This window comes from Streptomyces sp. SUK 48 (assembly GCF_009650765.1).
Lineage (GTDB): Bacteria > Actinomycetota > Actinomycetes > Streptomycetales > Streptomycetaceae > Streptomyces.
The window spans coordinates 4,848,027-4,860,408 of sequence record NZ_CP045740.1 but is presented as its reverse complement, the minus strand read 5'-3'; the positions used below and the strand labels follow the sequence as shown (position 1 = coordinate 4,860,408).

Annotated in this window: 10 protein-coding genes; 1 reads left to right on the top strand and 9 read right to left on the bottom strand. The window is 73.0% G+C overall.

Annotated features, from left to right (window positions below; all coding sequences use genetic code 11):
• Positions 1–9: 9 nt before the first annotated feature.
• Positions 10–315, top strand: a complete 306-nt coding sequence (locus tag GHR20_RS21290) for a hypothetical protein (RefSeq protein WP_148027030.1) — start codon at positions 10–12, stop codon at positions 313–315.
• 104 nt (positions 316–419) lie between these two features.
• On the opposite strand, the gene GHR20_RS21285 is transcribed toward GHR20_RS21290, so the two are convergent.
• The 9 genes from GHR20_RS21285 to GHR20_RS21245 form a co-directional block, all read right to left on the bottom strand.
• Positions 420–1,094, bottom strand: a complete 675-nt coding sequence (locus tag GHR20_RS21285) for a response regulator transcription factor (RefSeq protein WP_111585979.1) — start codon at positions 1,092–1,094, stop codon at positions 420–422.
• Between the two features lie 218 nt (positions 1,095–1,312).
• Positions 1,313–3,235 (bottom strand): PQQ-binding-like beta-propeller repeat protein, encoded by a 1,923-nt coding sequence (locus GHR20_RS21280; protein ID WP_153814092.1) that lies wholly within the window; start codon positions 3,233–3,235, stop codon positions 1,313–1,315.
• Positions 3,236–3,311: 76 nt separating this feature from the next.
• Complete coding sequence (locus tag GHR20_RS21275) at positions 3,312–5,333, bottom strand: PQQ-binding-like beta-propeller repeat protein (RefSeq protein ID WP_153814091.1); 2,022 nt, start codon at positions 5,331–5,333, stop codon at positions 3,312–3,314.
• Positions 5,334–5,604: 271 nt separating this feature from the next.
• On the bottom strand, positions 5,605–7,413 hold the full coding sequence (locus tag GHR20_RS21270; protein ID WP_153814090.1) for an ABC-F family ATP-binding cassette domain-containing protein: 1,809 nt from the start codon (positions 7,411–7,413) through the stop codon (positions 5,605–5,607).
• A gap of 175 nt (positions 7,414–7,588) precedes the next feature.
• Positions 7,589–8,482, bottom strand: a complete 894-nt coding sequence (locus GHR20_RS21265; RefSeq protein ID WP_153814089.1) for a 4-(cytidine 5'-diphospho)-2-C-methyl-D-erythritol kinase — start codon at positions 8,480–8,482, stop codon at positions 7,589–7,591.
• Between the two features lie 30 nt (positions 8,483–8,512).
• The gene (rsmA, locus tag GHR20_RS21260) at positions 8,513–9,382 is read right to left on the bottom strand and encodes a 16S rRNA (adenine(1518)-N(6)/adenine(1519)-N(6))-dimethyltransferase RsmA (protein WP_153814088.1); all 870 of its coding nucleotides are present in this window, start codon (positions 9,380–9,382) and stop codon (positions 8,513–8,515) included.
• A gap of 69 nt (positions 9,383–9,451) precedes the next feature.
• Positions 9,452–10,711, bottom strand: a complete 1,260-nt coding sequence (locus tag GHR20_RS21255; RefSeq protein ID WP_153814087.1) for a resuscitation-promoting factor — start codon at positions 10,709–10,711, stop codon at positions 9,452–9,454.
• Positions 10,712–10,745: 34 nt separating this feature from the next.
• A complete protein-coding gene (locus GHR20_RS21250; RefSeq protein ID WP_111585986.1) occupies positions 10,746–11,651 on the bottom strand; it encodes a TatD family hydrolase in 906 nt (301 codons plus the stop codon).
• Positions 11,652–11,783: 132 nt separating this feature from the next.
• On the bottom strand, positions 11,784–12,212 hold the full coding sequence (locus GHR20_RS21245; protein ID WP_153814086.1) for a hypothetical protein: 429 nt from the start codon (positions 12,210–12,212) through the stop codon (positions 11,784–11,786).
• Between the last annotated feature and the right edge of the window lie 170 nt (positions 12,213–12,382).

Sequence of the window (12,382 nt, the reverse complement as noted above, 5' to 3'; positions counted from 1 at the left end):
CGAGGGAACATGTCCGAGAACTCCGAACACCATGACACCGAGGGCGAGCTCGCGCGCGAGGTCACCGAGCTGGAGACCAAGTCGGCGACCGCGTCCCGCATCTTCGATCTGCGGCGCATCATCGGCGGGCTCTTCGTGGTCTACGGCCTGATCGTCACGATCACCGGCATCACGGACTCGCAGTCGGCGATCGACAAGGCGCAGGGGGTCAACATCAACCTGTGGACCGGGATCGGGATGCTGCTGCTGGGTGTCTTCTTCCTGGTGTGGCTCAAGCTCAGGCCGGTGACCGTGCCCGAACAGCGGGAGGACTAGGGGTCTTTCGGGGGCGCGGGCGGTCTGCCGGGTGCGGCTTCGTCGTGACTGATCACGCGGTTCCCCGCGCCCCCACGGGCGCTCGCGGGCGGCGGGGCCGGGGGCTATGACCCCGGCCCCGCCGCCCGGTCCAGCAGCCCCGTGCGCGCGGCCAGCGCCGCCGCCTCCAGGCGCGAGCCCACGCCCAGTTTCATCAGCACCCGCTGCACATGGGTGCGGGCCGTGCTCGGCGCTATGCGCATACCGGAGGCGATGACGCGGGTGTCCTCGCCGTCGGCGACCCGGACGAGGACCTCGACCTCCCGCGGGGTCAGGACGCTCAGCAGGCGCTGGGCCTCGTCGTCGGGCTGCGCGGTGGGGTTCAGCAGTTCCTCGAACGCCTCCTGGAGAAGCACCGGCGCCACCGCCGACTCGCCCGCCCGCGCCTTGAGGATCGCGCGCTCGACACCCTCGATGCGCTCGTCGTGCCGTACGTACCCCGACGCCCCGGCGGCGAACGCCGCGGCGATCCCGCGCGGCGAGGGCACCGGGCCGAGCACCACCACCGCCACCTGCGGCCGCTCCCGCTTGATCTTCGCCACCGGGTCGAAGGCGCCCGGCTCGGCCGGGACGGCCGTGCCCAGCAGGCACACCTCGGGCGCCCGTGCGATCACCAGATCGGCGGCGCCCGCGGCGGGCGCCGCCGAGGCGAGCACCCGGTGCCCGCGCAGTTTCAGCGCCGACGCCAGCGCCTCCGCGAGCAGGCGATGGTCGTCCACGACCATGAGCCGTACTCCCATTGAGAAACCCCCCAGCCCCGCCCATGGATGCCCCACTATGGACGTCCACCGGCCCGATGGACAGAGGGCCCCCCGGCACCCCGCCCCTGTGCATGCCCCCGGAAGCTACTCGCTCGTCCGCCGCCGCGCCGCCCCTGGACAGCAGAAGTGCCCCGGACCGATGACATCCGGGGCACTGCTGACCAAGTCACCCGTTCGGGTGATTGTGTGGCGGCAGGTCAGCCGTCGGTGCCGAAGGCCAGCACCAGGTACGACTTGTCGTCGTTCGAGTCCGCCTTGTCGACGAAGACGTCGGACATGTACAGCCGGCCCCGCCCGAAGAGGATCTCCGCGTAGTCCGGCAGCATGCTGCCCTCCGCCCGCCGGACGCTCTCCGTGGACGGGTTCTCCAGGAGCTTGGTCTGCTTGAAGGTGGAGCCGTCGATGCTGACGATCTGGCCGCCCTTGTCGTACGGCGGCTTCTTGTAGGCGATCAGGTTGGCGCCGTCCATGCGCAGCGGCGACAGCAGATAGCCGTCCCCGGCCTCGGCGCGCTGGCCGGTGGGCTTGCCGGTGGTCAGGTCGAAGGCGACGACCTCGTTGGTGGTGCTGTAGGAGCTTCCGCTGCCGTCGTGCTCCTCGGTCGGCACGAACAGCTTGCCGCCGCCGACGGCGATCTCGTGGCAGTCCTCGATCCGGGTGATGCCGTCGCAGCGGCCGCCGTAGGTCTTGCCGGGCGCGGAGATCCGGGCGAGCAGCTTGCCGGTCTTGTTGTCGATGGAGAAGTAGTCCGAGATGCCGCTGCCGTCGCCCGCGCTGTCGCCGACGTCGGCGGCCACCACCAGCGGATCGGTGGAGACGACCGAGGCATACTCGATGCCCGGGTCCATCTTGTACTCGGAGACGACCTTGCCGGACTTCGGGTCGATGGTCTGGATGGACAGCTGGGTGTTGTCCGAGTCGCCGCAGCTGCGCACCGCGACCAGCTTGGCGCCGCCGCCGTAGCCCGAGTCGTAGCAGTCCTCGCCCGGCTTCGGCTGCCACAGCGGCTTGCCGGAGTCGATGTCGAAGGCCGCGCCGCCGTTGCTGTCGCCGAGCGCGACGGTGCGCTGGGAGACCGTCACGTTCTGGTAATTGACCGGGTAGTCACCGACGTTGACGGTCTTCGTCCACAGCTTCTTGCCCGCGTCGAGGTCGATCGCCGCGATGTCGGAGCAGCCGGAGTACTTCTTGTTCGTCGGCTGGTAGGTGATCGCGGTCCTGTCGTCGTCGGTGTGGTGCCGGCTGGCCGCGCAGACCGGGCCGGGCAGCTGGACCGTCCACAGCTTGGTGCCCTTGACCGGGTCGTAGCCCACGATCTCGTCCACGCCGGTCTTGGCGTACACCTTGTCGGTCAGCCAGGAGCCGGAGGTGCTCACCGTGTCCTTCACCGAGGGCGAGGGGACCTGGAAGAGGACCTTGGCCGCCGCGTTCGCCGGCGCCTTCTCCTTGCCGCCGGTCGAACCGCCGGACCCCTTGTCCCCTCCCCCGCCGCCGTTGCCGCCGCCGGACGAGGCGGTGTCCTGCTTGGTGCCGCCGCCACCGGAGCCCGCGTACCAGATGCCCCCGCCGACGATCAGCGCGATGACGACGACCGCCGCGATGACGATGTACAGCGCGGTGTTGTTCCGCCCGCCGCCACCGCCCTGCTGCCGCATGGGCATGGTCGGGGGCTGGCCCGGATAGCCGTAGCCCGGCTGCCCGGACTGCTGCATCGGCTGGGTGGGCATGGCGTACGGGTTCTGCTGCGGCGCCCCGTAGGGGGCTCCGGGCTGCTGGCCGTACGGGTTCGGGGGCGCGGCGGGGTAGCCGTAGCCGGCCGGCGGGGGCGCCTGCTGGGGGTAGCCGTAACCGGGGGCCGGCTGCTGCGGGTAGCCGTAGCCGGGCGCCGGCTGCGGGGGTCCGGACGGCGGGGCCGGCTGCGGAGGTCCTGACGGCGGCGCCGGCTGGGACGGCGGCGGGGGCTGCTGGCCGGGGGCACCCTGCGGGGGCGGCGGGGCCGCGGGGGGCTGCTTGTCCAGCGAGTGCGGCGGGGTGGGCGGGGTCGGCTCCGACGGGGGCGGCGGGCCGAACCCTCCCTGCTGCGGGGGCTGGTTCGGCGGGGGCGGGGGCGGCTGGGTCATGGCTCGGGTACCTCGGTGACACTCGGACGGCCGGACGGCGGCCAAAACGGGAGGAGGGCGGGGAAGCGGGCCGGGCTCAGTCGCCGAAGGCCATGATCAGCTTCTCCTTCGACTCGTCGTTGCCGTTGAGCCGGCCGGCCGAGATGATGAAGCGCCCGTCGGCCCAGTCGATGACGCCGTTGTAGAAGGTGTCCTCGATCTGCGCGGTGCCCTGCGGATTCTGGAGCAGCTTCGTGGGGGTGTGGGCGGAGCCAGCGGTCGGGATCGAGACCACCTGGCCGCCCGCGTCGTACGACGGCTGCACATACGCGATGAGCTTGCCGCCCTCGGTCTTCATCGGGGCCATCGGCTCGTCCGCCGGGGACTTGACCCGCCACTTCGCGGTGCCGGTGGAGAGGCTGATCGCGACGATCTCGTTGGCGCTGGAGGTCGCGGACGTGGGCAGGTAGAGCGTGTCGGCGTCGGCCGCGACGCCCTGGCAGCCCTGGAGGTTGCGCTCCAGGATCGCCCAGCCGCAGCTCGGGGAGAACTTCTCGTCGACCTTGACCTGGGAGCGGAACTTGCCGGTCGAGGTGAAGGTGGAGATGTTCCACGTCTTCTTGTCCTCGTTGGTCAGATAGACCACGAGCGGGTTCATCGAGTACACCCGGCTGACCTGCCAGCCCTTCTTGAGGGACTGGGTCCACTTCACCTTGCCGGTGGCCGGGTCGAGTTCCCGCAGCTCGTCGTGCTGGGTGCTGGTGGAGGCCGCGCAGGACGCCACCTGGACGAGCCGGCCGGCGCCGCCCGCGTACCCGGCGGGGAAGCAGGCGTTGCCGTAGCGCTTCTTGTCGTACAGCTTCTTGCCGCTGTCGATGTCGTAGGCGGTGCCCGACTCGGAGCGGCCCACCATCAACGTGTGTCCGGCCACGCTGAGTTCGACGTTGAGCGCGCTGTCGAACAGCCCGCCGTCGGCGACCTGGGCGCTCCAGCCCTTCTTGCCGGTGGCGAGGTCGAGCTGGGTGAGCTGGTTGCACTTGGCGTTGTCGCCGGCGCCGTTCATGTACGCCACGACGACCTTGCCGTCGTCCGACTTCTGCGGGGTGACCGCGCAGATCTTCTGCGGGAAGGAGAGGGGCCCCCAGGGGGCGGAGCCGTTGCCGGCGTCGTAGGCGAAGACCTGCTTGTACGCCGCCTTCACCACGGTGTTCCCGGCGATCCACATGCCCGGGGCGTCGGCGCCCGCGCCGGGGGCGTCCGGTGCCGACTTGTACCAGAGCACCTTCGCCTCGCCGGACGCGCGGCCCTTGTTGAGGTCCTCGGGGTCGTCGCCGCCGGTGGCCGACGAGGAGGCCGAGGGGGCGCCGGACGAGGTCGGCGCGGTGCTGCCGCTCTGCTCGGCCACGGGCTTCTTCTTGCCGTCGCCGCCGCTGGTCACGGCGTAGACGGTGCCGGCTATGACGAGCAGCGCGGCCGCCGCGGCGCCCACGATCAGCAGGGTCTTCTTCCTGCCGCCGCCGCTCTGGGGCGGGAAGGGGCCGCCGGGGGCGGTGCCGGGGGCGCCGGGGTACGGCGGCTGCGGCGGGAAGCCGTAACCGGGCTGGGGCTGCTGCCCGTAGGGGCCCGGCTGCTGGGGCTGCTGCGGGTAGCCGTAGGGAGCGGGAGTGCCGGGGGCCGCGGGGGCGCCATAGGGCCCGGGTGCCGCGGGGGCGCCGTAGGGGCCGGGGGCGCCGGGGGTCCCGGAGGCCGTGGGGGCGCCGTAGGGGCCGGGCTGCTGCGGGTAGCCGTAGCCAGGCGCCGGCTGCTGCGGGGGCTGGGGCGGCTGCCCCGGCTGCGGCGGCGGGCCGGACTGGGCCCCGGGCGCGGGCGGGATGGGCGTCGCGGGCGGCACCGGGGTCGCGGGCGGCTTGGAGAGGACCGTCGGCGGCGGGGCGGCCGGGGGCGCGGGCGCGGCGGGCGGCTGGGCCGGGGCGGCGGGAGCCGTCGGCGGCTGGGCCGGGACCGGCGGCTGATTCCCCGTGTCCCTCGGGTCCCCGGAGCCCCGGGGGTCCCGGGGCTCTCTCGGATCCTGCGGTGCTCCGAAGCCGCCGCTGGGCGACTGGTCGGGCGGCTGAGTCATCAGCGCTCTTCCCCCTCGTTCACTGATTTTTAGCCACGCCCTGAGGTTCTTGACGGACCCAAGGTCGTTGTGGAGACAGTTTTCAGACGGCTCTTTCTATCACTCGGTACGGACAGCACAGCGGGCCGGATCCGCCCTGTTCCCAAGGGAGAACCGGCCCGTGATGCCTCCGTTACGCGCCTTCACGCCCCCTTCACGCGGCGCACGCGCGCCCCGGCGTGCACCGGGGAGGGGCCGTTCGCCGCACTGGCTGATTCGCGGCGGCGAAGTCCTACGCGTCCTCCGCCAGTTCCAGCCAGCGCAGCTCCAGTTCCTCGCGCTCACCGGCCAGCTCCCGCAGCTGGGCATCCAGTTCGGCGACCTTCGCGAAGTCCGTCGCGTTGTCGGCGATCCGGGCGTGCAGCTTGGTCTCCTTCTCGGCGACCTTGTCCAACTGCCGCTCGATCTTCTGGAGTTCCTTCTTGGCGGCCCGCTGGTCGGCGGCGCTCTTCTCCTGCGTGGCCGGCTTGGGCGCCGCGGCGGCGGTGCGCTCGGCGACCGCCTCCTCCATGCGCAGGCGCCGCTCCAGGTACTCGTCGATGCCGCGCGGCAGCATCCGCAGCGCGCCGTCGCCGAGCAGGGCGAACACCCGGTCCGTGGTGCGCTCCACGAAGAACCGGTCGTGGGAGATGACGATCATCGAGCCGGGCCAGCCGTCGAGGACGTCCTCCAGCTGGGTGAGGGTCTCGATGTCGAGGTCGTTGGTGGGCTCGTCCAGGAAGAGGACGTTGGGCTCGTCCATCAGCAGCCGCAGCAGTTGGAGGCGGCGGCGCTCACCACCGGAGAGGTCGCCGACCGGCGTCCACTGCTTCTCCTTGGTGAATCCGAAGGTCTCGCAGAGCTGGCCCGCGGTCATCTCGCGGCCCTTGCCGAGGTCGACGCGCTCGCGCACCTGCTGCACGGCCTCCAGGACCCGCCAGGTGGGGTCGAGTTCGGCGACCTCCTGGGAGAGGTAGGCGAGCTTGACCGTCCGGCCGACATTGACCCGGCCGCCGGCCGGCTGCGCCTCGCCCTCGGTGCGGGCGGCCTCGGCCATGGCCCGCAGCAGCGAGGTCTTGCCGGCGCCGTTCACGCCGACCAGGCCGATCCGGTCGCCGGGGCCGAGCTGCCAGGTGACGTGCTTGAGCAGCACCTTCGGGCCGGCCTGGACGGTGACGTCCTCCAGGTCGAAGACCGTCTTGCCGAGCCGGGAGGAGGCGAACTTCATCAGCTCGCTGCTGTCGCGGGGCGGCGGCACGTCCGCGATCAGCTCGTTGGCGGCCTCCACCCGGAAGCGGGGCTTGGAGGTGCGGGCGGGCGCGCCGCGGCGCAGCCAGGCCAGCTCCTTGCGGATCAGGTTCTGCCGCTTGGCCTCTTCGGTGGCGGCGATGCGCTCGCGCTCGGCGCGGGCGAAGACGTAGTCGGAGTAGCCGCCCTCGTACTCGTACACGTCACCGCGCTGCACGTCCCACATGCGGGTGCAGACCTGGTCCAGGAACCAGCGGTCGTGGGTGACGCAGACGAGCGCCGAGCGGCGGTTCCGCAGATGCCGGGCGAGCCAGGAGATGCCCTCGACGTCGAGGTGGTTGGTGGGCTCGTCCAGGACGAGCAGGTCCTGGTCCTCGATCAGCAGCTTGGCCAGCGCGATGCGGCGCCGCTCGCCGCCGGACAGCGGGCCGATGACCGTGTCGAGCCCCTTGGGGAAGCCCGGCAGGTCCAGGCCGCCGAACAGGCCGGTCAGTACGTCCCTGACCTTGGCGTTTCCCGCCCACTCGTGGTCGGCCATGTCACCGATCACCTCATGGCGGACGGTGGCGGCGGGGTCGAGCGAGTCGTGCTGGGTGAGCACGCCGAGGCGCAGCCCGCCCAGGTGGGTGACCCGGCCGGTGTCGGCCTCCTCCTGCTTGGCGAGCATCCGGATCAGGGTGGTCTTCCCGTCACCGTTGCGGCCGACGACCCCGATCCTGTCGCCTTCCTGCACACCGAGCGAGACGCCGTCCAGCAGGGCACGGGTGCCGTACACCTTGCTGACGTTCTCGACATTGACCAGGTTGACGGCCATTTCACTCCTGTGCGCGGGGCGGTATCGACATGCGGCTCCGCCGCGTGGGTCAGCCTTCTAGCGTAGGGCCTCGGGGGTGGGGGGTGACGCGCGAGGGGATGGTCACTCTGTGTGATGACATGGCCGGAAACGGGCCGCTGCATCGGCCTGACCGAGACCGACGCCCTCTGACGTCCTAAAGGACCGTCGCCCCCGCCACCGGCCCCGCCGCCGTCCGTACGGTGCGGCAGGTGCCGGAGGCGGTGAGGGCCGCCGCGACCTTCCGGGCCGTCTCGGCGTCGCGGGCGAGGAAGGCCGTCGTCGGGCCCGAGCCCGAGACGAGCGAGGCGAGGGCGCCCGCGTCGCGGCCCGCCGCCAGGGTGGCCGCCAGTTCCGGGAAGAGGGAGAGCGCGGGCGACTGGAGGTCGTTGGTGACGGCCGCGGCCAGCGCGTCGGTGTCGCCCTTGGCCAGCGCGTCCAGCAGATCCCGCGAGGCCACCGGCTCCGGGATCTCCCGGCCCTCGGCCAGCCGGTCGAACTCGCGGAACACCGCCGGCGTGGACAGCCCGCGCCCGGCCATCGCGAACACCCAGTGGAACGTGCCGCCGACGTCGAGGGCGGTCAGCCGCTCACCGCGGCCGACGCCCAACGCGGCGCCGCCGACCAGGCTGAACGGCACATCACTGCCCAACTCGGCGCAGATCGCGAGGAGTTCGGCCCGGGACGCGCCCGTGCCCCAGAGCCTGTCGCAGGCGAGCAGCGCGCCCGCGCCGTCCGCGCTGCCGCCCGCCATGCCGCCGGCGACGGGGATGTCCTTGTCGATGTGGAGGTGCACGTTCGGCTCGATGCCCCGGCGCGCGGCGAGCGCGAGGGCGGCGCGGGCGGCGAGGTTGGTGCGGTCCAGGGGGACCTGGGCGGCGTCCGGGCCCGCGCAGGTGACGCGCAGTTCGTCGGCGGGGGTGACCGTGACCTCGTCGTACAGGCCGACGGCGAGGAAGACGTTGGCGAGGTCGTGGAACCCGTCGGGGCGGGCGGCGCCCACCGCGAGCTGGACGTTGACCTTGGCGGGGACGCGGACCGTGACGCTCACTGCGCTCCTTGGCTGTGCGGGGTGCCGGCGTCAGGCGCCGGTCTGGGCGTGCTCGGCGATGCGGGCGAACTCCTCGACCGTCAGCGACTCGCCGCGGGCCTGCGGGGAGATCCCGGCGGCGACCAGGGCTTCTTCGGCGGCGGCCGCGGAACCCGCCCACCCGGCGAGCGCGGCCCGCAGGGTCTTGCGGCGCTGCGCGAAGGCCGCGTCGACCACCGCGAACACCTGCCGCTTCGTGGCCGTCGTCGCGACCGGCTCGGTGCGCCGCACCAGGGAGACGAGCCCGCTGTCGACGTTCGGCGCGGGCCAGAAGACAGTGCGGCCGATGGCGCCGGCCCGCTTGACCTCGGCGTACCAGTTGGCCTTCACGGACGGGACGCCGTACACCTTCGAGCCGGGCGCGGCGGCGAGCCGGTCGGCGACCTCGGACTGCACCATCACCAGGGTGCGCTCGATGCTCGGGAAGGTGTCGAGCATGTGGAGCAGCACCGGCACGGCGACGTTGTACGGCAGGTTCGCGACGAGCGCGGTCGGGGCGGGGCCCGGCAGCTCGGTGACGTGCATCGCGTCGGAGTGGACCAGCGCGAAGCGGTCGGCGCGGGCCGGCATCCGGGCGGCGACGGTCGCGGGGAGGGCGGCGGCGAGGACGTCGTCGATCTCCACGGCGGTGACGCGGTCGGCGGCCTCCAGCAGCGCCAGGGTGAGCGAGCCGAGCCCGGGACCGACCTCCACGACCGTGTCGTCGGGGCGGACCCCGGCGGTGCGGACGATACGGCGGACCGTGTTCGCGTCGATCACGAAGTTCTGGCCGCGCTGCTTGGTGGGGCGGACACCGAGCGCGGTCGCGAGCTCGCGGATGTCGGCGGGGCCGAGGAGGGAATCGGGGGCGGGGCTACTCACGGGACAAGGGTACGGGGCGACGAAGGGCGCCCCTGACAAGCACCCCGCGCCACGGCGCCCCGCCCGGTCTCAGCCGTGCAGCCGCTCCCCGCAATGCGGCCAGGGGCTCTCCCCCCGCCGCGCGTACAGCTTCTTCGCCCGGTACGTCTGCTCCGACTCCGAAGCGTCCTGCGGCAGCCCCGTGCCCCCCAGGGAGTGCCACGTCTGCGCGTCGAACTGATACAGGCCCCCGTACGTCCCCGAGGAGTCCACCGCGTGCGGGTCGCCCCCGGACTCGCATGCCGCGAGCCCGTGCCAGTCCAGCGCGTCGGTGCCCGCGACCGAGCGCGGCGCCGTCTTCGTGCCGACCTTCACCACCTGCCGCCGCGGCCTGCGCACCACCTCCGTCCCCGCCCGGCGCGGCTCCTGGCGCACCCCGTCGACCGTGCGCAGCAGATAGGTGATCCGCCGCAGCCCGGGGCGCCCGGGACGGGTGACGACCTCGGTGCCCTTGAGCAGCGTGGGGTCGTACGTCCGCTCGGTGCGGAACGGGATCTCCTCCTCGCGGACCTCCCGCCCCCCGGTCACCCGCGTCACGGTGACGGTCTGCCCGTCGCGCGGGAAGCTGTCGGCGGGGGCGGAGAGCGTGTCGTCGGGGCCCAGGGTGATCCCGGCCTCCGCGACGGCCTCGCCGACCGTCGCCGCGTTGGTGCGGAGGGTGCGGGCCCGCCCGTCGGCCATGACCGTGACCGCCCGTTCGGTGCGGACGTCGAGCGCGAGCCCGGCGCGGCCGATGCTCTGGGAGCGCGAGGCCGACAGATACGCGCCCTCGGCGCGCACCCCCAGTTCCCTGAGCGCCCCGTCCACGGTCTGCGCCGTCGTCCACACCTGGTGCCGCCGGCCGTCCAGGGTGAGCCGCACGGGGCGGCCGTAGCGCACCGCGATCGCGTCGCCGCCGGCCAGCGGGGTGTCGGGGGCGGGCGCGACCAGGTCGTGCTCGCCCACCCGTACGCCCTCCTCGGCGAGCAGCGCGTCCACGTCGTCGGCGAAGGTGTGCAGCGCCCGCGGCCGGCCGTCGACGTCGAGCCGGATCGCCCGGTCCTGGGCGACGAAGGAGGTGGTGCCGCCGGCCAGGAAGGCCACCACCAGTGCCTGCGGCAGCAGCCTGCGCACCACGGAGTCCGGCCGCTTGGCCGCCCGCGTCCCGCGCCCGCGCGCACGCCGGCCACCGCGCCGTTCCGGCGACGCGCCCGTCTCCAACCGCCGTTTACCGCTCACGCCGACACGCTCCACAGGGCCGAAAGGTCCGGATCGGGGGCAGAACCTAGCCGAGCCCCGGTCACTCTCCAAAGCGACGCGACTGCGAAACGTGACGAAAGAGTGATTATGCCGGGTAGTCGAAGGCGCGGGCCGTGTTCGCGTTCAGGGCCGTCGCCAGCGCGTCTTCGTCGATGCCGCGTACGGCGGCCATGGCGCGCACGGTGACCGGAACGAGGTAGGGCGCGTTGGGCCGTCCGCGGTACGGCGCCGGGGTGAGGAAGGGCGCGTCGGTCTCCACGAGGACCAGTTCCAGCGGGGCGACGGCGAGGGCGTCGCGCAGGTTCTGGGCGTTCTTGAAGGTGACGTTCCCGGCGAAGGACATGAAGTAGCCCTCGCGGGCGCAGATTTGTGCCATCTCGGCGTCGCCGGAGTAGCAGTGGAAGACGGTGCGCTCGGGGGCGCCCTCCTCCTTGAGCACGCGCAGCACGTCGGCGTGGGCCTCGCGGTCGTGGATGACGAGCGCCTTGCCGTGCCGCTTGGCGATCTCGATGTGGGCGCGGAAGGACCGCTCCTGGGCGTCCTTGCCCTCGGGGCCCGTGCGGAAGTGGTCGAGGCCGGTCTCGCCGACGCCCTTGACGTGCGGCAGCGCGGCGAGCCGGTCGATCTCGGCGAGCGCCTCGTCCAGCGCGGCCTGCCCGCCCGGCTCCCTGGCCTCCTTGCGGGACCAGCCGTCGGGGTCGCCGTGGACGATGCGCGGGGCCTCGTTGGGGTGGAGGGCGACGGCGGCGTGCACGTCGGCGTACGTCCGCGCGGTCTCGGCGGCCCACCGGGAGCCGTCGATGTCGCAGCCGACCTGGACGACCGTGGTGACCCCGACCGACGCGGCCTTCGCGAGAGCCTCCTCGACCGTGCCGGACTGCATGTCGAGGTGGGTGTGGGAATCGGCGACGGGCACCCGCAGGGGTGCGGGCGGCGGCGGCGCCGCGTTCTTGTCGCCCGGGGAGCCGTTCCGGCCGGTGTTCGAAGGCATGTCCCGATCCTACGAAAGGGACCGGGCCCCGGGCTCCGGCGCCCGGGGCCGGGCGGCGGCCGGCCCGCCCCGGGCGGGAAGGGCCGGCTCGCCTTGCGCCGGATGGGCCGGCCCACCCCTGCTCCGGAAGGGTCAGCTCGCCTTGCGCTGGAAGGGGTGCAGCAGGTCCGACAGGTGCCAGTGGTGCTGCGCCCCGGCCGCGGCCCCCTCGCCCGCGCCGGCGCCGGCGCCCGGCACCTGCGGCACCTCCACCGGTCCGGCGAGCGGCACCCCGTGCCGGCCCGCGCCCGCGCCCCGTACCGACGAGACCTGTCCGGCGCGCATGATCCGCAGCACGTGACCGTCGCAGTTCTGGCAGCTGGGGCTGCGCAGCGGCGACGGCACGACGTGCCCGTCGGCCACGTACCGCACGTACTGCTGCCCGTCGGCGTCCGTGTGGTGCTCTATCTCGTACGACTGCTCCCAGCCGTGCCCGCAGCGCATGCAGGCGAAAGAATACGACTCGTGAACAACGGCTGTGGCCGTACCGCGGAGGCCGGTCTGCCCTGCGATCTCACTCATGCCAGCTCCTCGTTTCCGCTGGACAAGCACCCCCTGATCGGGGTCCCTTCGACCAGTGGACGCCTTCGCCGACGCGAATGCACCAGGGCTGTCGAGTGTTGGAGCCGATTTGAGTCTTCCTTGCCGAAAAGCCCCTCGCGGACCCCTGCGCGCTTTGCCAACGGCGACAG

Excerpts from the sequence above, each read along its gene's own strand:
- GHR20_RS21245 (WP_153814086.1), bottom strand. The coding sequence starts at position 12,212 with ATGAGTGAGATCGCAGGGCAGACCGGCCTCCGCGGTACGGCCACAGCC.
- GHR20_RS21285 (WP_111585979.1), bottom strand. The coding sequence starts at position 1,094 with ATGGGAGTACGGCTCATGGTCGTGGACGACCATCGCCTGCTCGCGGAG.
- GHR20_RS21280 (WP_153814092.1), bottom strand. The coding sequence starts at position 3,235 with ATGACCCAGCCGCCCCCGCCCCCGCCGAACCAGCCCCCGCAGCAGGGA.
- GHR20_RS21270 (WP_153814090.1), bottom strand. The coding sequence starts at position 7,413 with ATGGCCGTCAACCTGGTCAATGTCGAGAACGTCAGCAAGGTGTACGGC.
- GHR20_RS21250 (WP_111585986.1), bottom strand. The coding sequence starts at position 11,651 with ATGCCTTCGAACACCGGCCGGAACGGCTCCCCGGGCGACAAGAACGCG.
- GHR20_RS21275 (WP_153814091.1), bottom strand. The coding sequence starts at position 5,333 with ATGACTCAGCCGCCCGACCAGTCGCCCAGCGGCGGCTTCGGAGCACCG.
- GHR20_RS21290 (WP_148027030.1), top strand. The coding sequence starts at position 10 with ATGTCCGAGAACTCCGAACACCATGACACCGAGGGCGAGCTCGCGCGC.